24 protein-coding genes are annotated in these 22,636 nt (G+C 61.8%); 13 read left to right on the top strand and 11 right to left on the bottom strand.

The features are described 5' to 3' along the window. Positions 1-7: 7 nt before the first annotated feature. From fabI to E4662_RS15545, 7 genes are all read left to right on the top strand, one after another. Entirely contained in the window at positions 8-814 is an 807-nt protein-coding gene (gene fabI, locus E4662_RS15580) for an enoyl-ACP reductase FabI (protein WP_136442508.1), read from the top strand. 351 nt (positions 815-1,165) lie between these two features. After that, positions 1,166-2,008, top strand: a complete 843-nt coding sequence (locus tag E4662_RS15570; protein WP_136442506.1) for a hypothetical protein — start codon at positions 1,166-1,168, stop codon at positions 2,006-2,008. A gap of 68 nt (positions 2,009-2,076) precedes the next feature. After that, positions 2,077-2,679, top strand: coding sequence for a LysE family translocator (locus E4662_RS15565; RefSeq protein WP_136442505.1), 603 nt, complete (start codon positions 2,077-2,079; stop codon positions 2,677-2,679). A 68-nt stretch (positions 2,680-2,747) separates the two neighbouring features. Then, positions 2,748-3,272, top strand: a complete 525-nt coding sequence (gene gpt / locus E4662_RS15560; protein WP_136442504.1) for a xanthine phosphoribosyltransferase — start codon at positions 2,748-2,750, stop codon at positions 3,270-3,272. A 132-nt stretch (positions 3,273-3,404) separates the two neighbouring features. Beyond that, on the top strand, positions 3,405-4,607 hold the full coding sequence (locus E4662_RS15555; protein ID WP_136442503.1) for an aminotransferase: 1,203 nt from the start codon (positions 3,405-3,407) through the stop codon (positions 4,605-4,607). Positions 4,608-4,642: 35 nt separating this feature from the next. Further along, on the top strand, positions 4,643-6,490 hold the full coding sequence (locus E4662_RS15550; protein ID WP_136442502.1) for a peptidylprolyl isomerase: 1,848 nt from the start codon (positions 4,643-4,645) through the stop codon (positions 6,488-6,490). 297 nt (positions 6,491-6,787) lie between these two features. Continuing rightward, entirely contained in the window at positions 6,788-7,324 is a 537-nt protein-coding gene (locus E4662_RS15545) for a hypothetical protein (RefSeq protein WP_136442501.1), read from the top strand. A 20-nt stretch (positions 7,325-7,344) separates the two neighbouring features. On the opposite strand, the gene E4662_RS15540 is transcribed toward E4662_RS15545, so the two are convergent. Beyond that, positions 7,345-8,220, bottom strand: a complete 876-nt coding sequence (locus tag E4662_RS15540; RefSeq protein WP_136442500.1) for a glycosyltransferase family 2 protein — start codon at positions 8,218-8,220, stop codon at positions 7,345-7,347. 63 nt (positions 8,221-8,283) lie between these two features. Between E4662_RS15540 and E4662_RS15535 the strand changes: the two genes are divergently transcribed. Then, complete coding sequence (locus E4662_RS15535; protein WP_136442499.1) at positions 8,284-9,045, top strand: hypothetical protein; 762 nt, start codon at positions 8,284-8,286, stop codon at positions 9,043-9,045. Here the strand turns inward: E4662_RS15535 and E4662_RS15530 are convergent. The 6 genes from E4662_RS15530 to E4662_RS15505 form a co-directional block, all read right to left on the bottom strand. Further along, positions 9,036-10,304, bottom strand: a complete 1,269-nt coding sequence (locus E4662_RS15530) for a glycerate kinase type-2 family protein (protein WP_136442498.1) — start codon at positions 10,302-10,304, stop codon at positions 9,036-9,038. The two genes, E4662_RS15535 and E4662_RS15530, sit on opposite strands and share 10 nt — an antisense overlap. Then, on the bottom strand, positions 10,297-10,758 hold the full coding sequence (locus E4662_RS15525) for a lipocalin family protein (protein WP_240705210.1): 462 nt from the start codon (positions 10,756-10,758) through the stop codon (positions 10,297-10,299). The genes E4662_RS15530 and E4662_RS15525 overlap by 8 nt, the downstream gene beginning before the upstream one ends. After that, positions 10,755-11,381: an SGNH/GDSL hydrolase family protein gene (locus tag E4662_RS15520; protein ID WP_136442497.1), complete on the bottom strand. Its 627-nt coding sequence runs from the start codon at positions 11,379-11,381 to the stop codon at positions 10,755-10,757. Before E4662_RS15520 ends, E4662_RS15525 begins: the two co-directional genes overlap by 4 nt. Before the next feature lie 360 nt (positions 11,382-11,741). Continuing rightward, positions 11,742-12,482 carry an RlmE family RNA methyltransferase gene (locus tag E4662_RS15515; protein ID WP_136442496.1) on the bottom strand — a complete coding sequence of 247 codons (741 nt, stop codon included), beginning with the start codon at positions 12,480-12,482 and terminating at the stop codon, positions 11,742-11,744. A 111-nt stretch (positions 12,483-12,593) separates the two neighbouring features. Beyond that, on the bottom strand, positions 12,594-13,709 hold the full coding sequence (locus E4662_RS15510; protein WP_136442495.1) for a Ppx/GppA phosphatase family protein: 1,116 nt from the start codon (positions 13,707-13,709) through the stop codon (positions 12,594-12,596). Positions 13,710-13,786: 77 nt separating this feature from the next. Continuing rightward, positions 13,787-14,437 carry a sulfotransferase family 2 domain-containing protein gene (locus tag E4662_RS15505; protein WP_136442494.1) on the bottom strand — a complete coding sequence of 217 codons (651 nt, stop codon included), beginning with the start codon at positions 14,435-14,437 and terminating at the stop codon, positions 13,787-13,789. Positions 14,438-14,612: 175 nt separating this feature from the next. Between E4662_RS15505 and E4662_RS15500 the strand changes: the two genes are divergently transcribed. Genes E4662_RS15500 through E4662_RS15490 form a run of 3 tightly spaced genes read left to right on the top strand, consistent with a single transcriptional unit; the run spans position 14,613 to position 16,535 of the window. After that, positions 14,613-14,909, top strand: coding sequence for a virulence factor (locus E4662_RS15500; RefSeq protein ID WP_136442493.1), 297 nt, complete (start codon positions 14,613-14,615; stop codon positions 14,907-14,909). 30 nt (positions 14,910-14,939) lie between these two features. Then, positions 14,940-15,872 (top strand): methylenetetrahydrofolate reductase, encoded by a 933-nt coding sequence (locus E4662_RS15495; protein WP_136442492.1) that lies wholly within the window; start codon positions 14,940-14,942, stop codon positions 15,870-15,872. A 12-nt stretch (positions 15,873-15,884) separates the two neighbouring features. After that, positions 15,885-16,535 (top strand): HAD family hydrolase, encoded by a 651-nt coding sequence (locus E4662_RS15490; protein ID WP_136442491.1) that lies wholly within the window; start codon positions 15,885-15,887, stop codon positions 16,533-16,535. A 37-nt stretch (positions 16,536-16,572) separates the two neighbouring features. Here the strand turns inward: E4662_RS15490 and E4662_RS15485 are convergent, their stop codons facing one another. After that, the gene (locus tag E4662_RS15485) at positions 16,573-16,950 is read right to left on the bottom strand and encodes a hypothetical protein (protein WP_168797997.1); all 378 of its coding nucleotides are present in this window, start codon (positions 16,948-16,950) and stop codon (positions 16,573-16,575) included. Between the two features lie 225 nt (positions 16,951-17,175). Here E4662_RS15485 and E4662_RS15480 point away from each other — a divergent pair, with 225 nt between their 5' ends. Continuing rightward, positions 17,176-18,252: a methyltetrahydrofolate cobalamin methyltransferase gene (locus E4662_RS15480; protein ID WP_136442489.1), complete on the top strand. Its 1,077-nt coding sequence runs from the start codon at positions 17,176-17,178 to the stop codon at positions 18,250-18,252. Between the two features lie 249 nt (positions 18,253-18,501). On the opposite strand, the gene E4662_RS15475 is transcribed toward E4662_RS15480, so the two are convergent. Then, positions 18,502-19,980, bottom strand: coding sequence for a carboxypeptidase M32 (locus E4662_RS15475; RefSeq protein WP_136442488.1), 1,479 nt, complete (start codon positions 19,978-19,980; stop codon positions 18,502-18,504). 2 nt (positions 19,981-19,982) lie between these two features. Continuing rightward, positions 19,983-21,131: a heme A synthase gene (gene ctaA, locus E4662_RS15470; protein WP_136442487.1), complete on the bottom strand. Its 1,149-nt coding sequence runs from the start codon at positions 21,129-21,131 to the stop codon at positions 19,983-19,985. Positions 21,132-21,431: 300 nt separating this feature from the next. Between ctaA and E4662_RS15465 the strand changes: the two genes are divergently transcribed. Continuing rightward, complete coding sequence (locus tag E4662_RS15465) at positions 21,432-21,752, top strand: SH3 domain-containing protein (RefSeq protein ID WP_136442486.1); 321 nt, start codon at positions 21,432-21,434, stop codon at positions 21,750-21,752. Positions 21,753-21,806: 54 nt separating this feature from the next. Here E4662_RS15465 and E4662_RS15460 read toward each other — a convergent pair whose 3' ends face one another. Further along, entirely contained in the window at positions 21,807-22,592 is a 786-nt protein-coding gene (locus tag E4662_RS15460; protein WP_136442485.1) for an RNA methyltransferase, read from the bottom strand. Positions 22,593-22,636 lie beyond the last annotated feature (44 nt).

The raw sequence follows: 22,636 nt of genomic DNA, 5'->3' as shown, positions 1-22,636 counted from the left end.
TGTGTCCATGTCAAACGGGTTGATGGCCGGCAAGCGCGGTCTGATCATGGGGCTTGCCAATGACAAGTCGATTGCATGGGGCATTGCCAAGGCCTGTGCCGATGCCGGTGCGGAGCTGGCCTTCTCCTATCAGGGCGAAGCGTTGAAGAAACGGGTTGGGCCGCTGGCGGAACAGCTCGGCTCGGACATCGTCCTGCCCTGTGACGTCTCCGAAGGCGAGTCCATCGACGCGCTCTTCTCCGCCTTGGGCGAGAAATGGGACAACCTCGATTTCATCGTCCACGCGATCGGCTTCTCCGACAAATCCGAGCTGCGCGGCCGGTACGTGGATACGTCCAAAGACAACTTTACCATGACCATGGATATCTCGGTCTACAGCTTCACCGCCGTCATGCAGCGCGCCGAGAAGATGATGAAGAACGGTGGCTCTGCGGTCACCCTCACCTATTACGGTGCGGAACGCATCATGCCGCATTACAACGTGATGGGTGTGGCCAAGGCGGCGCTGGAGGCTTCCGTGCGCTATCTCGCCGAAGACCTCGGCAAGGACAACATCCGCGTCAACGCCATCTCCGCCGGTCCGATCAAGACGCTGGCGGCTTCCGGCATCGGCGACTTCCGCTACATCATGAAGTGGAACGAGTACAACTCGCCCCTGCGCCGGAACGTGACCATTCAGGATGTCGGCAAATCGGCGCTCTACCTGCTGTCCGATCTGGGCAGCGGCGTTACCGGTGAGACCCACCACGTCGACGCAGGCTACCACGTGGTCGGCATGAAGGCGGTGGACGCGCCGGATATGTCGAAGACCTGACGGGTCTACACACTCTTTGCTTCGTTAAAGTTCTGGAACTGGCATGCGCTGAACAAGCGTATGCCAGTTTTCGTTTCCGCAAGTCCGGGTTTGCGTGAGAAGGCAAACGCCCGACAGGTCTGCAAATCGGGCAGACCGGCATCACCCAGCAGTCTTTGTTGAGCACGTCCGGTACGGTATGAGTTGATGGGTCCATGCCCACGATCAGCCAAATAGCCGCCGAACTGCTCCATGAAACCGTCGCGCTCGCCGTCCACACCTCCCCCTTCAAGCTCCGCGCTTGCCCAAATCCACCGTGAGCGCGCGGCCAATGCTTTGGCGCGGCAAGGCCCGGCGTCCGGACGGCCATGGGTGCTGGACTGGATCGCTCATCGCCCGGATCATGCGCGCGGCGCTCGCTCGATCCTGCGCGCTGTCCCGGCGGATGGCGCGCAGGGGATGGTGATCAAGGTCTATGAAAAACCCGGGGCTGCGCGTCTCAGACACGGACACCTGCAGTGGCTCAGCGCGCAAACGCCCAAGGTTGTGCGTCCGCTGTTCCTCGCCGAAGACGACAACCTTTTTGCCATGCCGGATCTTGGCCCTTTGACGTTGAAACAGGCTTTGCGCCCCGGAACGGAGGCCAAATTCACACGGCAGGCGATGCATTGGCTGCAAGCGTTCTGTGAAGACACCCCGAGCCAAATCGTCCGCTTTGACCCTGCGCCTCTTGTGTCGGATGCAGCCGATGCCTTGCAAGCCAGCGCCCTTTTTGAAACCGCGGAAGGGCAACGCGCCCTAGCGATGATCGAAGAGGCGTTTTCCCGGTTCGAAGGGCGTCCCATGCGGCATTGCACAAGTTTCGGCGACGTAAAGCCTGAGAACCTCTGTATCACCGGAAAAGACCGTCTGATCGCCATCGATTACGTGCAAGGCAGGCCCCAGCCAATCGCCCGCGATGCCGCCTTCTTTCTGCACTGGATGCGCATGCACTCTTGGCGCCGCAGCCTGCGGCATACCGGCTGGCCTGATCCCGACGCCGAAGCGCAGGTGCGATCAGCGATTGTGCAATCCCTTGGCGCAACTCTGGACCCTGCCCTTCTGGACACCTATACGCGCGCCTTCCTGCTTCCCACCTGGGCCACGCTCCGCCGGAAAGCCCGTGAGCCGCGTTTGCTGGAAGCCGTCGAAACGGCGCTGTTTGTTGGCAATTGAGACAACCTGCGCCCCGGCACGCTCGAATAAGGTTGAGTGCGGCCCCGGTTTGGTGAATTGATCGTCTCATGACATTGACCCACCTCCTCGCCTTCAACCTCACACTGCTTGCCGCCATGGCCGCGCCCGGCCCCGCGTTGCTCTATGCTTTGCGCCAATCCATCGCCGGCGGATTCATGACCGGCGCGGCGACCGGTGCGGGGCTTGGTTTGATGGCGGCGCTCTGGACGGGGGCAGCGCTGCTTGGACTTGAGGTGGTCTTCACTCTCTTTCCCGCAACCTTCCTGATCCTGAAGATCGCTGGTGCGCTCTACCTGCTCTGGGTCGCGTTTCAGCTCTGGCGCGACGCCCGCAAACCCGTGGCCGACAGCGCCAAACCCGGCGCGCGCGCCTTTTTTGGAGGGCTTTTGGTCAACCTCGGCAATCCCAAATCGGTTCTCTTCGCCGCCTCGGTCCTCGTCGTCATTTTCCCACCGGGGTTAACTCTGGCGGACAAGGCTCTGATTGTCCTCAATCATTTCTGCGTCGAGCTCATCGTCTACAGCGCTTTTGCAGCGCTTCTGAGCACGCCGCCCGCCCGCGCCGCCTATCTCGCCATGAAACCCCGCATCGATCGCATGGCCGCCCTGATCCTCGGCGCGCTCGGCCTGCGCCTGCTCTTTGCGCGTTAAGACTTGCCTGCCCGGCCTCCGCTGGCCTATGAAACCGCCCTATCAAGTCAGAGGACCGAGGGGATACCATGGACAACCGCCTGCCGCACGAAAAAGGCTTTCACGTCAGCTGGGACCAGCTCCACCGGGACGCCCGTGCCCTCGCATGGCGCCTGCAAGGCCAGGGTCCGGGTGAGGAAGGCGCATGGCGCGCGGTCGTCGCCATCACGCGCGGCGGCATGGCCCCCGCGATGATCGTCTCGCGCGAACTGGACATCCGCACCGTCGATACGATCTCGGTCAAATCCTACCATTCCGGCGGCGGCAAAGCCGACCAGCGCCGCGAAGCGCAGGTTCTGAAATCCCCCGACGCCGCACTCATGGGCGAAGACGGCGAAGGCATTTTGATCATCGACGATCTCGTCGACACCGGCAAAACCCTCGAACTCGTCCGCAAACTCTACCCCAGAGCCCAGATCGCCACGGTCTACGCTAAACCGCAGGGCCGTCCGCAGGTCGATACCTTCATCACCGAGGTCAGCCAGGACACATGGATCTTCTTCCCGTGGGACATGGCCCTTCAGTACGTCAAACCCTACCGCGGTGACGATTGACCCTCTCGAGACCACTGTCTTCTTTGGGCTGCAAATACCTCGGAGTTTGAGGCAGAGCCTCAATGCGGGGGTCCGGGGGCCATGCCCCCGGATGGCTATGCGGCCCGAAGGGCCTCAATCAGGGAAACCCGCATGACACATCAAACCCGCACCCGCGCCACCTTTGCACCGCCGATCCCGGAAGCCAGGCGTTGGCTCGACGGTGTCACCTTTCCTGAAGACCGTCCGCTGATCAATCTCAGCCAGGCCGCCCCGGTCGATCCGCCGCCCCTGCCCCTGCGCCGCGCCATGGCCGAGGCGATGGAGAACCCGGACACGCATCTTTACGGGCCGGTTCTGGGCAACGACAGCCTGCGCGCGGCGCTGGCGGAAAACTGGGCGAACCACTATGGCGCGCCCGTCGCCCCGGAACAAACTGCGATCACCCAAGGCTGCAATCAGGCCTTTGCCGCCACGCTCGCCGCGCTGACCACCGAAGGCGACGAGGTGATCCTGCCGCTGCCCTGGTACTTCAATCACAAGATGTGGCTCGACATGTCCGGTGTCACTGCGGTCCCGCTCGCCACGGGCTCTGACCTGATTCCGACTGCAGAGGATGCCGCCAAGCTGATCACATCAAAAACCCGTGCCATTGCCTTGGTTTCCCCCAATAATCCCGGTGGCACAGAGTATCCCGAAGCGACCTTGCGTGCCTTTTATGATCTCGCCAAGAGCCATGGCATCCGCCTGATCCTCGACGAGACTTACCGCGATTTTCACAGCCGGGCCGGCGCGCCGCATGACCTTCTGCAAAGCCCGGATTGGGATAAAACCCTGATCCAGCTTTACAGTTTTTCCAAAGCCTACCGCCTCACGGGACACCGGGTTGGTGCGATCATCACCGATCCGGCCTTGCTGCGAGAGATGGAGAAATTTCAGGACACCGTGGCGATCTGCGCGCCGCAGATGGGCCAGTTTGCCGCCGAATGGGGACTGCGCAACCTTGACCCGTGGGTCGCTGAGCAACGCGCAGAGGTGCTCGCCCGCCGCGCCGCGGTTGAGGCGCATTTCCCGCCACTGGCCGCCAAGGGCTGGCGCCTTTTGGGCCTTGGCGCCTATTTTGCCTATATCGAGCACCCCTTTGCTGAGCCGGCCTCCACGCTCGCACCCAAAATCGTGCGCGAAGCGGGTGTTCTGCTGCTGCCCGGGTCGATGTTTTTCCCGAAAGGAAACGACACCGGTGAGCGGCATTTCCGGGTGGCCTTTGCCAATGCGGACAAGGACGGGATCAAAGCAATGTGTACTCGGCTCGCCGCGCTGGACTGGCCCCTTGCGGCCCCCAAAACGTCCAAGTAGACAAGTCCGGCCAGCATAACCCGCGGGAGGACCACATGGCAGCAAAAAGCGGCAACACAACCAAGACACTCGGCCTGATCTTGATCGGCGTGCTCGTTCTTGGCCTTGGCGGCTTTGGCGTCACGAACTTCTCCGGCCACCTGCGCGCGATCGGCTCGGTCGGGGAGGCGGAAATTCCGGTGAATGACTACGCCCGCGCCCTTCAGAACGAAATTCGCGCCGTCGAGGCACAGTTCGGCACGCCCGTGACATTCCAGCAAGCGCAATCGCTTGGCCTGCCCCAGCGGGTACTGAGCCAGATGGTGGTCACCGCCGCTTTGGAAAACGAAGCGGGCGAGTTGGGCATTTCGGTTGGCGACGAAAACCTCGCCGAGCAACTGCGCAACATCCGCGCCTTTCAGGGCCCGGACGGCAGCTTCAACCGCGTGGCCTATCAGGCGACTTTGGACAATGTGGGCCTGAGCGAGCGCGACTTCGAAGCGCAGCTGCGCGCCCAGAGCGCCGCAACCGTGCTGCAAGGCGCGGTTCTTGCCGGAACAAAACTGCCCGACACTTATATCGAAACGCTGGCGTCCTACGCGGGAGAGCGTCGCGCCTTCACATGGGCGGAAATCACCGCCGAAGGCAGCACCATTGATCTGCCAGAGCCGTCCGATGATGAGCTGAAAGCCTGGTACCAAGAGAACATCGCCCGCTTCACCGTGCCGGAGACCAAGGTGATCACCTATGCCTGGGTCACGCCGGAGATGATCGTTGATACGGTCGAGGTCGATGAAGCGACCCTGCGCGCCGCCTATGACGAACGTGAAGCCGAGTTCAATCTTCCGGAGCGCCGTTTGGTGGAACGTCTGGTCTTTGCCGATGATGCCGAAGCCACTGCCGCGCTGGAGCGGCTGACTTCTGCCGAGATCAGTTTTGAAGCGTTGGTCGAAGAACGGGGGCTGGATCTGGCGGATACGGATCTGGGTGATGTGACCCGGGACGCGCTGGAAGGCGCGGCAGAGACCGTCTTTGCCGCTGAGGTGGGCGACATCGCAGGCCCTGCCCCGACCCCGCTTGGCCCGGCCTTGTTCCGCATCAACGCAGTTCTGCCGGCCAATGAGACCCCGTTTGAAGAGGCCGCCGAAGCGCTGCGTGACACGCTCGCTCTGGACCGGGCGCGCCGCGTCATTGACGGCATGGCCCAAGGGTTGGACGATGAGATGGCCGCGGGCGCGACGCTTGAGGAACTGGCCGACAGCACCGACCTTGAGCTTGGCACCATCGACTGGACCACCCTCAGCGACGACGGCATCGCGGGCTATGACGCGTTCCGCGCCGCCGCGGCCAGCGTTACCGAAGAAGACTACCCGGCGATTGATCAGCTTGGCGATGGCGGCATCTATGCCCTGCGTCTCAATGAGGTGCGCGCCCCCGCCCCGCAGCCTTTCGAGGACGTGACAGAGGACGTGCGCGCAGGTTGGACCCAAGAAGCCCAGACCATCGCCCTCGTCGAGGAAGGCAAGAGCATCGCCGAAGACATCGCCGGTGGTCAGACCTTCCAGCAGCTCGGGCTTGAAGCGCGCTCCGAAGAGGGGCTTTCTCGTACCGCGCAACTCCCGGACCTGCCCGCCGCGCTGCTGTCCGAGGCGTTTGATCTGGGTGAAGGCGAGGCCGTCTCCCTGCCCGGCACGGCCAGCGCCTATATCCTGCGTCTGGACCGCATCATCGGCGCCGACATGAACAGCCCGGAGATTGCGCAGCTCAACCAGCTTTTCGGAGATCAGGCCGCAAACGACGTGGCGCAGGATCTGTTCCAGGCCCTGTCGACGGACATTCAGACCCGCGCCGGTGTCTCGATTGACCAGCAGGCGATCAACGCGGTGCACGCGAACTTCCAATAAGGCGCGTCACGGGAAATGAGCTCAAGCGGCGGTCCACCAAGGGCCGCCGCTTTTCTATTGGGTCCGTCTGACGGTAACCCATTGTTAAGCGGTAAGGCCGTTTCGCCCCCCGCAGCAGGGCGAATCACCCACAAGCGCCGGTGACACGAGGGCATGTGGTCGGGCCGTTCATCCACTGTGGCAATCTTCAGACAGATCTTAAGAATTGTTAACAAACCCCGCCTTTCCCCGGCAATTAAGGCAGCGGATGCCACAATTGACCCAAGAGGTGCCAGATTCAGCCTCTACCCAAGGTCCATGGCCCGTATTGTTAAAAACCAGACCCGTAGTGATTTCCGCCGCCGCGTAAAATCTGTTGACCCGTCGTTCTACCGTTGGGGGTCTGGCGGTGTCCGCAAGGACACGACCGTCGAGCGCCCGATTGGGTCCGCGCTTCTGGGTTTTGGCTGGGCTTACCTCGTGATCACCATTGCAAGCAACCGCCCCCTGATCGAACAATCGCTTGCGCAAGGCGCATTGCCCGAGCAGTACCACGTCCATGTGTTCATGGCGCTGGCGGTTCTGCTGGCCTCATCCGGGGTCATGCTTCTGGTTCATCTGATGCGTTACGTCACCGGCTCCGGCGGAAAAAGACGCAACTCCGGCGGGCTGCTGATTGGTGTTCTGGGCGCCGTGACGCTGATTTACACGCCCGCCCATGTTTGGGAATCCGGGCTGAGCATACTTGATGGCACGTCGCGGTCCATGGTGCAGGTCGCCGCATCGAACAATCCGCTGGCCGAAAGCAAGGCCATGGTGGATGCCATCGCCTTCGTGAATTCCGTTGGCCGGTAGACCGCGCTTCTGATCACGCTTCAGATCAGCCCGACAAACCGCTCCGGCAAAGTCAGTTGCACCGCGTAATCCGGGTGATCAAACTGCCAGAAACCCGTATCACCGCGCGGCCGCCATGTGTCATGCATCCGCTTGCGCACCGATGTCAGGTCAAAACCGGACGCGGGTTTGAGGCCTGCAAAGCCTTCGAACACCGCGCGATCCTCACCCCGCGCCTCCGCAAACCAGTGCCGTCCGATGGCGATGTCCTTGACCGTTCCGCCAAGCGCCTGCGTGACCCGGTTTCGCTGATCCATCGCCGCCGCGTAAGCACCAAAATCGCAGAACTTCAGGTGAAACAAATACAGATGGTCCGGAGTGCGCAGCGTGTCGTTCTGGGTGTAATGCCCACCGCGCGCAATCTTGTCGCCGCTGCTGATAATGCAGGGTTTGGAGTAGTGCGGGGCAAGCCGCACGTGGCGGCGCGGGCCGATGATGTGCTCCTCGATGGGCTGATCTTCGATGTCGATCCGATGGATCACCTCAAGGCCAACCGGCGTCAGAACCCGGCGTAGTTTCACATGCTCCAGCATCTCCAACAGGGTCTTGCCCGCCGCAGGATCGACCACAACAAGCTCGTCCACATCGCCCACAACCACATGGTTGTAATAACACCGCAGCCCCTGAACGAGGTTGTTCAGCATGCGCCAGCGCTTCATGTCGAAGTTCTTGTGCGGATCGCCGGGAATGCCAATGATGTTGCAGCCTTCCGCCAGCCGCGCCACCTCCTCGCCGCGCCCGTGGTTCACGATATAGCAGTTCTCGCGCCCGAAAAGGCCTCCATAGTGGCGCAACCACGCCTTGAGAAAGAACGCATCATCCCTCACCATGGTCAGCGCGGCGGCTGTGCTCTGCATAGGCCTCGATCCTTTTTCACCACCCTACCCTGAGCCAAGGGTCTTGAGAATCCCCAAACCACCATGAAAGAAATCCCAGTCCAGATCGGCCCCTCCGGGTTCTTTGCCATCCGGCGCATCGCGAAACCCATGACCCAGTTTCAGGTTCTGGGAGAGCGCGCCAGCGGGACGAACCTGTTGCGCAAGACCATCGAAAAGAATCTCGACATTCCGCGCACCGAAGGTTTGGGCTGGAAACACGGGTTTCCGCATATGGTGGCGATCCCCGAGCAGTTCCTGATCATCTGCATTGTGCGCAACGCCGTGGACTGGGTGAAGTCGATGTACGCCCGGCCCTGGCATGTGCATCCACAGCTGCAGGCTTTGGATTATTCTGGTTTTATCCGGCACGAATGGGCGAGCGTCGTCGACCGGCCCGAAGACTTCGAACTGACCCATCCGGAGCTGAGCGTCAAAGGCGCGGTGCTGCAGTTGGATCGGCATCCGGTGACCGGGCTGGCCTTTGACACTATCTTTGCCATGCGCAGCGCAAAGCTGCGCGCGCTGGCGGGCATGGCCAATCGCGGTCGCAATTGCGTGTTCATCCGTCTGGAAGACTTCAACGCCGATCCCGATGCGGTGATGAGACGCCTCTCCGAAGCCTTTGACATTCCGCGCAGCAAACCGTTTTTCAAACCGGTCAAACGCCGTCTAGGCACACGGTTCAGCGCATCGATCGCAGAGCGCGCGCCGCTCCCGGATGTGATCCCGGAAGCGGACAAAGCCTTTCTGCTCGCCAATCTGGATACAGAGTTGGAAGCGCGATTTGGTTACAGTTACACCTGAGGTTTGACCAATATCGCCCTGAAATCATTTACATTTGTCCCGGTCGGCCCTGGCGCATAGATGTCGCCCACAGCGTCAAATGCACCATAGGGGTCCTGCGCTTTGACAAAGCTTGCCGGGTCTTTCCCAAGCGCCCGCAGACGCGAAAGGCTGTCACCATCCGCAAACGCCCCGGCATTATCTTCCGAGCCGTCGATCCCGTCCGTATCCGCCGCCAGCGCCGTTATCCCCTCCAGCCCTTCAATGCCTTCGGCAAGGCTGAGCAAAAACGCCGTGTTGCGCCCACCCCGGCCCGGATTTTCCGCAAGCGTAACAGTGGTTTCGCCGCCTGAAAGCAAGATCACGGGCGCTTTGAACGGGCGTCCACGCAATGCCACTTCCCGCGTCAAAGCTGCGTGCATGAGGCCGATATCCTTGGCCTCTCCTTCGATGGCATCCGAGAGGATCACCGCTGGCACGCCTGCGGCCTCTGCCCGCGCCGCTGCCGCTTCCAGTGACAGGCAAGCCGAAGCGATCACATGCACCTCATGGCGTGCAAAGACCGGATCATCGGGATGCGGCGCAGCTGATGCATCACTTGAAATATGATCCACAACAGACTGCGGTAGATCAATATTTCTCGATTCAATAAACCGCAGAGCGTCCGCGACGCCAACCGCGTCAGGCACAGTCGGTCCGGAGGCTACCTGCGCCGGATCATCTCCGGGCACGTCCGAGACCACAAAGCTTACCACCTTGGCCGGGGCCGCCGCTGCCGCAAGCCGCCCGCCCTTGATCCGGCTGACATGTTTGCGGATTGCATTCATCACACTGATCGGTGCGCCAGAGGCCAGAAGCGCCCGGTTCAAAGCTTGCTCATCTTCGAGCGTCAGCCCAGCCGGCGGTGCGGGCAACAGCGCGGAGCCGCCCCCACACACCAAAGCCACAACCAGATCGTCTTCGGTCAGCCCCTCAACGGCGGCAAACACGGCCTCCGTGGCCCGCAAACCGGCCGCGTCCGGCACCGGGTGCGACGCTTCCAAAACCGGCAGGTGCTTGCAGGGCGCGGCATAGCCATAGCGCGTGACCACAACCCCTTCGACCGGCTCTTCCCACAGCGTTTCAAACGCCGCGGCCAATTGTGCCGATCCTTTACCAAGCGCCACCACCACCGTGCGCCCCTTGGGCCGCTCCGGCAAAACGCCTGCCAAAGCCTTCATCGGATCCGCTGCCGCGACCGCCGTTTCAAACAAGTCGCTCAGAAGCGCCCGTTCATCCATCGTTTCTGTCCCCCATGCGTCGCATGTCATATCCATACCATTCCAAGATCTCCCGGGCCGCCTTCAGGCGTTCTCCGGGCTTGCCCGTGCGGTCCATGATCCAGACGAAATCACCGCCCGGCTCACCCATCGCCGCCGTTCGGTTATCAGCGTCCAGCCAGTGCACCCAAACCTCTGCCTCGCCAAGGCGAAACCGCCCGCTGCCAAGCGCCACGAAGGGTTGCGGCGCAGTGCCGAAACGCAGGCTTTGCCCGGTTACGGTCACTTCGCGCCCCGGTGGCACGCCCGCCCCTTCAACAACGGTCCATGTGCCTGACAGACGCGCCAGTGTGACGTCTGCCTGACTGGCCACAGGCGCCGTCGGGTTGCGCAGCGGGACAAAATCGGAAGACAGCGGCGCATCCGTACAGGCCGCAAGAATCCCGAATATCCCAATAAAAGCAAAGCGTTTCACGGCAACATCGCCCGTACCGCATCCGCCATCACCACACCAAAGCGCCTGTGCGCCTCCGCCTCCCAATGCACGCCGTCCTGATCAGAGACCGTCACCGTTTCGCCTGCATCAAGAAATCCGCAGCTGGTCTTGTCAGCAATCGCCGCGATGTGATCGCGCAGTCCGGCCTGCCGTGCCTCGGCCCCGGCGAAAACATCGACAAGCGTGCCGCATTCGCGCACCGGCGCAGGCGCGACGAGCAGGATCCTGTCCACCACGCCGCTCGTCCGCGTTACCGTGATCAGACGTTCCAGCGATCGGGCAATCTCGTAAGACGACACCGAAAACCGGTTCTTGAGATCGTTTGTCCCGAGCATCAGCACCAACAGATCAAGCGGCACATGGCTGTGCAGGATCGCCGGCAGAACCGTCAGACCGTTGCGCATCCCGCCTTCAACCATGTCGTCATGCACGGTTGTCCGGCCCGGCAGGCCCTCGCTGAGCACCTGATGGCCCACGCCAAGCGCCGCCGCCATGGCATCGGGCCAACGATCCCCGGCAGCGTGCCGCTCGGACACCCCCGCCACGGTCATCGGCCGCGTGCCATGTGTATTGCTGTCGCCGTAACACAAGATGACCGCCATCCGGTTCATCTCCCCTGTTCTTGCTGTGCGCATAAATGCCGGGCTTTTCTGCCCGGTCAATCCCTTTAGCGGCTTCGCCACGCTTCCGGCATGGGCCTGCACCAATTCCGCCGCATTGTTGAGCCACACTTACCGGTAGCCTGTTGTTCCAAGTGAGAGGGTCACGCCGTGTTTCTGCCGACACCGCCTATCCGCAAACATGCGCGTCCGCTTCACCGCGCCGCCCACAAAGCGGCTGATCGCGACACACAGCCGCCGGAGGGTTTTCGCACGATTTCTCCGGGGTTTGCCCGCCGGTTTCAGACCGAGGCCACACAGTCTCTGCTGCGTCCCAAGCTGTCTGACCGCCCGGCGACGCCCCTAATCTTCCCGCTCTTCTGACACGTCCCTGCGGCCCCGGAACCCGGTTGCCACCACGAATTTCTCCGACGAATCCGACCGACTCGCCGGCGGTTTGAAATTCGCCACCTTGTCGAACCGCTGTTTGAGGATCTGCTGAAGCGAGCCTTCTGCCCCGCCCGCAAGCACCTTGGCCACGAAAGTGCCCCCCTCGTCCAGCACGTCAAAGGCCAGATAGGCCGCCGCTTCGCACAGGGCGATAATGCGCAGGTGGTCGGTCTGTTTGTGACCCGAAGCCGATGCCGCCATGTCCGACATCACCACATCCGCATTGCCGCCCAGCCAGGCTTTGACCTTGTCATCGGCGCCATCTTCCATGAAATCGAGCTGATGCAGCTCGGCCCCGGCAATCGGGTCCATTTCCTGCAAGTCAACACCCAGCACGGTTCCGACTGCCTTGCTTGTGCGGGAGCCAAGCGCATTCACCCGCTTGACCGCCACCTGGCACCAACCACCGGGCGCTGCGCCAAGATCCACAACCCGCGCCCCGGGCACGAGAAAGCGGTACTTGTCGTCGATCTCTAGGATCTTATAGGCCGCGCGCCCACGATACCCATCCGCCTTGGCACGCTTCACGTAAGGGTCATTAAGCTGCCGCTGAAGCCACAGCGTCGACGAAAGCTTGCGCCCGCGCGCAGACTTCACCTTGACCTTGAGATCACGCTGCCCGCGTCCCGATGAGTTTTTTGGCCCTTTTGCCATCTGTCGCAAACCCGTCTTTTCTTTGTGCCAAAAATATCCCGGGGGAGTCCGCAGGACGGGGGCTGTGCCCCCAAACCGGAATTTCCCCGAAAATTCCGCGCCGTTACCGCTCTATAACGGCCCGTCTTCCAGAACACCATCCGCAGACATCTGCGCATAGAGCAGACCTTCACGCAGTCCCCGATCCGCCACCGAGAGCCGGTCCGTTGGCCAGAGCCGCAAAAGCGCCTGCAAAATCGCGCTGCCGCTCATGATCAGCGCATGTCGATCCGGGCCGATCCGTGGATCGCGGCGCCGCCCGCCCGGCCCCATGGTCAGATACCCCTGGATAACCGCTTCGATCTGATCCGAAGACATGCGCAGCCCGTCCACCTTGGTGCGGTCATAGCGGCGCAAGCCCAAGTGCGAGGCGGCCACGGTGGTCACCGTGCCGGAGGTGCCGACAATCTGGAACCCTTCACGTTGCTGTTCGTCCTTGTACGGGGCGAACTCGGCGAGATTCTCTTCGAAAAACCAGCTCATCAGCGCATAGCGCGCCGCGTCATCGTCAACATCGTTGAATTGATCGCGCAGCGTGGCCACGCCGAGCGGCACGCTGATCCAGTCCACCACCCTTGCGGCGGGAAACGGGCTGGCGTGGGGGGCATGAAACCCGGCGTGAAGGCGCATGATCGCGCGCGGACGATCACGCGGATCCACCTTGCTGATGTCGATCCAGACAAGCTCTGTCGAGCCACCACCAATATCCACCACCAGAAGCTGCTCGGTCTTGGTCGAAACCAGCGGCGCGCAGGAAATCACCGCCAGCCGCGCCTCTTCTTCGGGCTGGATGATCTCCAGCCGCAGACCCGTCTCGCGCTTCACTTGCCGGATAAACTCGCCAGCATTGCGCGCACGGCGGCAGGCTTCCGTCGCCACAAGCCGCATGTTGCGGACCTTGTGGCGATCAATTTTCTGTTGGCAGACACGCAATGCGGATATGGTGCGCGCCATGGACGAGCGACTGAGCCGCCCGTACTTTTCAAGCCCGTGCCCAAGCTGGACGGACTTCGAAAAGCTGTCGATCACATGGAACTGGCTGCCCTTGGGTTGGGCAATCAGCATGCGACAACTATTTGTGCCCAGATCCAGCGCCGCGTACAGCGCATTGGGATCGGGCCTGTCAGGCGCGTTGCTCTCGACCGGTTTCGGGAAAGCGCCCGCACCCTTGGGACGCTTTGGCGCCATGGTTTCGCGCCTTTTCCGATATCAACTTGCCTTTAGGATAGGCGCGCCAATTGACTCGCGCAAGCGCGATGACGGGATCACCCGAAAGGATTTTCGTAAAACCTTGAAAGGTAATCATATTCTGCATCAAGCCGCGGCCTGATCGCGGCCAGCGTTTCACCGGCCAGATCCGCCGCTTCAAGCCGCGTCGCACTGCGGTTGGAACGCGGAATCGACACACCCTGCCGGGTCCAGTCTGACAGGTCCTGCGCCAGCCCGCTCAGCTCACTTGTCCGGTATACCTGGCTATAAAAATCGAGGTCATCCCCGAGGAAAAGCCGGGCGGGTAGGACGTGGTGCTTGATCGACGAAACCGCCTGCGCATAGCCATCGAGGTTTTGGAAAAAGAAGTCCACATCCGGCTCCATTGGCAGATCGGCGCGGCCGCTTTGCAAGGACCAGGCGTTGCGCAGATCGCCAAATTCCAACACCCGGTTTGTCCAGACCGACAGCAGCCGCGCCAGCGGATCGCGCACCACCGCAAAGCGAAAATGGTCTTCGAGCCCTGCCGTGCGTCTGGGGTGAAACCGCGCTGTCGGATAGAGCAGATGATAGCTGTGCACATCGCGCGCCTCCTCCGCGCTCAGCGAGGCTTCGGGATCCACAGCGGCAAGCGCCTTTTTGACAGAGGAGCAAGCTGCCTTCGGCAATGCGGCATAAGCCAGCTTGTGGGCGTCGATCACGATCACGGGCGGTCCTTTTTCACCGTTTCTGGCAAAGATTGGTTAAGGATAAAAGAGCAGGACATTGACCTGCCGGCAAAGCGCCTTGTCGGTATCAGAACGGCACGGGTCGAAAACCGACCGCGCCGCGCCGGATGGGGCCGCTAAGACTGATACAGGAACACGCGGGGAATCACCGATCATGGCTGATCTGACAATCGTTTACTGGCGCGACATCCCGGCTCAGGTGATCGTCGGCAAAGGCCGCAGAGGCGCAAAGGCAATTCTGCCCGAACGCTTCGAGCAGGCCATTGACCGCGCCGCGATGAAGGTTGGCGCGTCGGACACGGATGCTTATCTCGCGGAGTGGCGCAAGGTGCCCTCTGGCCAGATCGAAGGGGACGGGCAAGCCGCCGCAGACGCCGCAGCCGCACGGCTCGACACGGAATATGATCCTGAGCGCATCAAGGCGCTCATTGCAAACGACGGTTGGGCCTGAGGCCCGCACATGACGATAAAGGAGGCGCTCATGGCCCTGTTGAATTTCCGCAAGCGTGATGAGCACGCCCCAGCCGCTGCCAATGGCGACATGGAAGCTTTCCTGAAGGATTACTCCATCGAAGTCATGCCGCGCACCGCCGAAAAGGTCGACGATTTCCGCGCGCTGCTGCCGGAAGGCACCCGCGTCTACATCGCGCATATCGAAGGCACGCCGATCGAGGACATGGTCGCCACCGCCAAGCGTCTGAACGCCGACGGTTACAAGGTCATGCCGCACTTTCCCGCACGCATCATCAAGGACAAGGCCACGCTGGCCGACTGGATTGCCCGGTATCAGGGGGAAGCAAACGTCAAGCAGGCGCTGCTGCTCGCGGGCGGTGTGGACAAGCCTCATGGTGATTTCCACAGCTCCATGCAGCTCATGGAAACCGGCCTGTTTGATGAGGCAGGCTTTGAGCGGCTGCATGTGGCGGGCCACCCCGAAGGCAACAAGGACATTGACCCCAAAGGCGGCGACGCCGAGGTGATGGCCGCGCTGCGCTGGAAGCAGGACTTCCAGACCCGCACCGATGCCAAGATGGCGCTGGCCACGCAGTTTGCCTTTGACGCCGATCCGATCATCGCATGGGCAGACCGGCTGCGCGATGAAGGCATCACGATCCCGGTGCACATCGGCATCGCAGGCCCGGCCAAGCTGCAGACGCTGATCAAGTTCGCCATCGCCTGCGGTGTTGGCCCCTCGCTCAAGGTTCTGCAAAAGCGCGCCATGGATGTGTCCAAGCTGCTGATGCCTTACGAGCCGACAGATGTGCTCTCCAAGCTTGCCGCACACAAGGCCGCCAACCCGGATTTCAATATCTCCCACGTGCATTTCTTCCCGCTTGGCGGGATCAAGACCAATGCCAAATGGGCGATTGAAAACGGCGGCGCTTCTGCGGTTCCCGCGGCCCAGGCCGGGTGATAGAGGAAGGGCATGACACATGCCCTTCTCTTTGATCTCGACGGCACCCTGCTACATTCCGACCCGCTGCATTTCGCCATCTTCGCGGAGATGTTCGAAGAGCGTGGGCAGACGATTGATGAAGCGTTCTACATGGAGCGCATTCACGGCACGCAGAACCTCGACAGCTTCCCGCTGCTGTTTCCCGGCGAGGACGCGCAAGCGCTCTCCGACATGAAGGAAACAAGGTTCCGGGAACGGCTGATCGGCGGTCAGCCCGCGATGCCGGGGGCGCGTGCGTTGCTTGATCGGGCCAAGTCCGAGGGCTGGCGGCTGGCGGTTGTGACCAATGCACCGCGCATCAACGCCGAGTACATGCTCAATGCCATCGGGTTGAGGGACTCTTTCGAGCTTTTGGTCATCGGTGATGAATGCAGCCGCGCCAAACCGGACCCGGAGCCGTACCTTGCGGCCATGCGGACATTTGGCGTGTCCCCGGAGCACTGCATTGCATTCGAAGACAGCCCCTCCGGCCTCAGGGCGGCGCGGGCCTCAGGCGCTTACACCGTCGGGATACGCTCCTCCGGCGATGACACCCATTTGCGGGCTGCCGGAGCAGAGGTGACGCTGGCCGACTTCGACGATCCCGCGCTCGAAGACGTTCTGGGCCGATGGAAGACGTGAGCGCGCACCCAACCGGCGCGCGCCCTGCCCTCACAGATCAGTTCTGGATGGTATAAGACGACGTGGTTCCATCGCGGCGGTTGAACACGACCCTGGAGCCATTGATCGCGGGTGTGCTGCAGAACTCCTTGCCGGTCAGTTGTTCGGGCGCTTCATAGGTGCTGCATACTTCTGTCGCATCGGCGGAGTAATTACCGACAATCGCTTCGCCCCGGAACATGCCGCCAACGGTGCCGTCGTCATTGAAAATGAACGTCACGGTCGCGTTGTCCGACAGGAGGGTCTTGCCAATAAGCGGTGTGACCGCCGTTGCCGGTGCTTCTGCACTGGCACCACCACCGCCCGACATCATCGTGTCGTCGCAAGCAGTCAAAAGAGCCAAACCGGCCGTCGCCAAAATCAGTCGATGAAACATTAGGTAATCCCTCCAATTCCGGGGGCCGGTTCAGTCCGGCTTTGCCCCGACACCAAAACGCTAACACGGGCCTATGCATCCTCCAAGCACATCGACAAACGGTCCAATTGCCCCCTTGTCCGCGCATCGGTCTTTTTCGATCCTCCCGGCGTCGTTTTTCGCCGGACCTGCCGGGTCAAAAAGCGGCATCAACGGAAAAACACCCTTGCCCAGGAAGGCCCGCTCATGACCCGTACCGTTATCGAATCGGCGACAAAAACCGCCATCATCGGCTTTGACGAGCCGTTCTGCGTAATCGGCGAACGCATCAACCCAACGGGCCGCAAGATCCTGAACGAAGAGCTGGAGCGCGGCGATTTCTCCCGCGTGGAATCCGATGCGCTGGCGCAGGTCGCGGCGGGCGCAACGGTGCTCGATATCAACTCCGGTGCGGTTTTCTCCAACAAGATGGCCGAGGATCCGCGTTATGCGGACAATAACTTCGTCGAGCCGATGCTGATGAAGGAACTGGTGGAAAAGGTGCAGGCCGTGACCGACTGCCCGCTGTGCATCGACAGCTCCGTGCCGGGCGCGTTGGAAAACGGTCTGGCCGCCGCCAAAGGCCGCCCGCTGCTGAACTCCGTCACCGGCGAAGAAGAGCGGCTTGAAATGGTGCTGCCGCTGGTTGCCAAGTACAACGTCCCGGTTGTGGCGATTTCCAACGACGACACGGGCATTTCCGAAGACCCCGAAGTGCGCTTTGCCGTGGCCAAGAAGATCGTCGAGCGCGCCGCCGATTTCGGCATTCCGGCGCATGACATCGTGGTTGACCCGCTGGTCATGCCGATTGGTGCCATGGCGACGGCAGGGCTTCAGGTGTTCACCCTCGTGCGCCGTTTGCGCGAAGAGCTTGGCGTGAACACCACCTGCGGCGCGTCGAACATTTCCTTTGGCCTGCCGAACCGCCACGGCATCAACAACGCCTTCCTGCCGATGGCCATGGGTGCGGGCATGACCTCAGCGATCATGAACCCGGTGGCGCTGCCGGTTGGTCCGAAGAAGATTGCAGAGAAAAAAGCGCAGGTGGAAGCCGCCGGGATCATCCTGCCCGAGGGCATGGATGACGAGGCCTTTGTCCAGATGTTCGGCCTTGGCTCCACCAAGGCGCGTCCGGGCAAAGAAATGGAAGCGATCCGCGCGGCCAACTTCCTGACCGACAACGACGTCTCGGGCGGCGAGTGGATCCGGTTCAACAAACCGCCGGGCGAAGCCGCAGGCAGCGCGGGCGGACGCCGTGGCGGCGGGCGTCGTCGCCGGGCCTGAGCGTGATCTGGTTTTGATCGAGAAAAGCCCCGGTGATGAGCCGGGGCTTTTTGCTGGGTGGGTGGTTTTGATCTTGGTCGGGTATTCCACTCACCCCGGGCGCGGAATCAAGGCCGCAGGCCGCCGCGCCTATCATTCTGGAAGCATGTCTCTGACATGACGCGGCTTGTGCGATGACCATGACGTCCCGGATCAAGTCCGGGACGGGGCGCGTGCAATGACCACAAGGGCCACCCACACACGCTCACCTCATACGCCGTAGAGCACACCGAATTTCTCTTCGAGGTAATCCAGCAAAGGCCCTTCACTCGGCTCATCGCCACCGCAGGCGCGGGCAATCACGTCACGTGGCTCATAGAGACCACCGTGCGTCTGGACGCTATCGCGAAGCCAGGCAATGGCAGCGCTGGTGTCGCCTTCGGCCAGGCGCGCATCCAGATCCGGCACCGCGTTGCACAGTGCCTTGTGCAGACAGCCCGCGTAGACATTTCCCAAAGAATACGTCGGGAAGTATCCAAAGAGCCCGGCGGACCAATGCACGTCTTGCAAGACACCGTCCGACGGTTTGTCTACCGCAAACCCGAAATCCGCTTCGAAACGATCGTTCCACGCCGCTTCAAGATCGCCGACGGCCAGATCCCCCTTGATCAGCGCACGCTCCAGATCGAACCGCAAAAGGACGTGTAGATTGTACTGCACCTCGTCCGCCTCGGTCCGGATATAGCCGTTTTTCACCGTATTCACGGCGGCATAGAAGGCCTCTTCGTCCGCGATTCCGAAATCGCCGAACGTGTCCTTCATCCGCGCAAAGAGCCAGCCGGTATAGGCGCGGCTGCGGCCAAGCTGGTTCTCGAAGATTCGGCTCTGGCTTTCGTGCACGCCCATCGACACGCCCTTGCCCAAAGGGGTCAGGCGGAAGTCGCGGTGAATGTTCTGCTCATAACTGGCGTGACCAACCTCGTGGATTGTCGAGTAGATGCAGCCAAACGGGTCCAGCGCATTGGTCCGCGTGGTGATGCGCACATCATCGCCGCTGCCAGAGCTGAACGGATGCACCGCCTTGTCCACGCGGCCCCGTTTGAAGTCATAGCCAAAGCTGCGCGCGATCAGGCGGGTCAGCTTCATCTGCCCTTGCTCGTCAAACGTTCCGGTCACTCCTTGCGGCGCAGGTTTGGCCAGCACCGCCTCGCGCAGGGCCACAAGACGCGGGCGCAACGCGCCAAACATGGCGTCCAGATCGCTGGCCTTGGCCCCCGGTTCATAATCGTCAAGCAGGGCGTCATAGACATCGCCGTCCCCGGCCAAGGCCGCCGCCTCTTCCCGCCGCAGGTCAATAACCTCGGACAGGATCGGGGCAAACCCGGCAAAGTCATCGTCCGCCCGCGCCTCGGCCCAGATCACATGGGCACGGCTGATGATGCGGGCAAGCTCCGACGCCAGTCGTGCAGGCACCTTGGTGGCGCGCTCATGCGCACGGCGGATATGACGTATTTGAGCGCGGCCGACGTCGTCCAGACCATCCGCGTCGATCTGCGACAGCCATTCGCCGATCTGAGGCGCTTCCCGGCGGGCATGCAGCACGGATTCCATGGCCGCCATTTCATCGCCGCGTTGTTCCGACGCGCCGCGCGGCATCATGGTTTCCTGATCCCAACCAAGGCGCCCAGCAACCTGGCTCAAGGCCTCGGTCTCGCGTTGGTACGCCATCAACGCGTCAAATGCCTGCATGTTCAATTGCCTTCCCGAATGGACTGTCTCTTTGGATATCGCGCTGCAAACCGCGCCCGCAAAATTAAGGCCCAGAGAATAACCGCACCAATCTGGTGCAGCAGGGCGATTTCAGTAGGCGCAAAGTACACAACCGTAACGATACCAATCACAACCTGAAGGAACATAACCGCGAAGACAAGATTGAAACGGAACCGCGTGTCCGCGTTGGGAGACTTCCGGCCGCGCAGCCAGACCACCACGCCGAAAATGAACAGCAGATACCCGGCCATCCGGTGCATGAACTGCACCAGACCCGCATTCTCAAAGAAGTTCCGCCACGCCGGTTCGAGGTCAAAGGCATTGGGCGGGAAAACACTGCCCGCCATCAATGGCCAATCGTTGAAGGTACGCCCGGCGTCGATTCCAGCGACCAGAGCACCGAGCAGGATTTGCAGGAAAGCAAAGTGCAACAGGCCCGTGGACATGGAAAACAGCTTGGGTTCGGCCTCCCGCCGCGCCTGCATCAGGTCCCGCTCATCGCGGCCAAGCGCATAGACGTACCACGCGATAAACCCGAGGATCACGAAGGCGAGGCCAAGATGGATGGCAAGACGATAAGACGCGACATCGAGCATCTCTCCGCCGAGACCGGAGGAGACCATCCACCAGCCCACGGCCCCTTGCAGACCGCCCAAAACGCCAAGGCCAAACAGCCGACCCGTCCAGCCCTGCGGGATCTGCCGCGCGGCGAGAAAGCCGAAGAACCCGATGGCCCAGACAAGGCCGATCACCCGGCCAAGCTGGCGATGGCCCCATTCCCACCAGTAGATGACCTTGAACTCATCCAGGCTCATGCCCTTGTTCTGCAACTGGTATTCCGGGATCTGGCGGTACTTCTCGAACTCCGCTTCCCAGGCCGCCGCATCCAGTGGCGGCAAGGCACCCGTCACCGGACGCCATTCGGTGATCGAGAGCCCGCTGTCTGTCAGGCGGGTCAATCCCCCTACGCCGATCATCACCACCACGAGGGCAAAGAGCACCATCAGCCACACACGGATCGCCCCACGTGCCCCGCGCCGACCGGCGTCGATCATGCCACCTGTGGGCGCTGTGCGCTCTTTGGGGGGCTCGGCCCCGACTTCCTCGAACAGCTTGCGTTTTTCCGCCATGTCCTGCCTCCTAGGGCGCTTCGTGAAAACACCTGTATTGCCAATACTCTGCCGCACCCTTGGCGCTCACAAGACATTGGCAATCATCGTTTTCCGCTGATTTCCCGAAACGCTTGAATTCGTGGGGACAGTAGTGCCGCAAACCAAGCTCTTCAAGCGCCCGGACAGGGTGTCGCAGCGCCGGGCATAGTCCGGAATACCTCCGTCAGGCATTCCAGACTTATGCGGATGAGTCATGTTTCGTAGATTGGCTGCATTACCCAAGCCCGGACAGGGCGCCCCCAACAAGGAATTCAGACAATGACACGCCTTTTCTCCGCCGCCCTTCTTGCCCTTGGCCTTTCTGCAAGCGCCGCCGCCGCAACCCCCTATTGGGTCGACTATGGCGTAACGCTGAACGCCCGCTCCGGCCCCGGCACCAGCTACCACGTGGTTGGCAAACTGCATTCCTGCGCCAAGGTGCATGTGGTCGGCTACAACCACGGCTGGGCCAAGATTTCGACCAAACACGGCTACTACTGGGTGTCCGCGAAATACCTTCAGAACCACGCCTGCCAGACCCACTACAAGCCGAAGAAAAAGACCTACGGCCACGGTCATAGCCACGGCAACAACTACTAATCCGCCCTCCTCCCAGACGGACTAGTTTTTCCGGACTGCACGCTCTGCCCGCGTTCAGTCCGGTTTTTTTGTGCCAGGTGCCGATTTGGCGGCCACGGCCGCGTTGGATTTCCACCGCACCATCTGGCGCATGATGCCATGCAGCATCTGAACATCCGCACGGGTCAGCGGCAGGCGTGACCAGAGGTTGCGCAGGTTCAGCTTCATGCTGCCCGCCTTGTGCTCGGGAAAGAAGAAGCCGGCTTCGTCAAGACGGTCTTCATAGTGCTTTGACAAATGGTCGATCTCCTGCACCTCGGCCCAGTCCGTCCCGGCCAGTTCCTGATGCAGATGTATTACCTCACTGCTCGCCCGCTGCCATTCGTAGGCGCAGAGCAGCACACATTGCGCGAGGTTCAGCGAAGCAAACTGCGGGTTGACCGGCACGGAGATGATCGCATTGGCCTGCGCGATGTCCTCATTTTCCATGCCAGCCCGTTCGGGGCCAAACATGACCGCCACTTTCTGACCCTCGCCGATGCGTTTTGCCGCTTCGCGCATGGCCTCTTCGGGACTGTAAACCGGTTTGGTCAGATCGCGCGGGCGCGCGGTGGTGGCGAAGACATAGGTACAATCGCCAACCGCGCCGGCGATGTCATCAAACACCTGCGCCTCATCGAGCAAACGCCCTGCCCCCGACGCCATCGCCGTGGCGTTCGGATTGGGCCAGCCATCGCGCGGCGCGACAAGCCGCATACGGTCGAGCGAAAAATTCCACATCGCCCGCGACGCCGCACCGATGTTTTCGCCCATCTGCGGGCGAACGAGGACAAAGCTCGGCTGGGGGGTGTCGGTGGGCATGGGTCTCTCCTTGGCTTGCGCGCCTCCCTACGCACCCTCCACGC

It is taken from the genome of Pacificoceanicola onchidii, assembly GCF_004804335.1.
GTDB lineage: Bacteria > Pseudomonadota > Alphaproteobacteria > Rhodobacterales > Rhodobacteraceae > Pacificoceanicola > Pacificoceanicola onchidii.
Note: the sequence above shows the minus strand (reverse complement) of the source record. Positions and strands in the feature narration are given on the sequence as shown.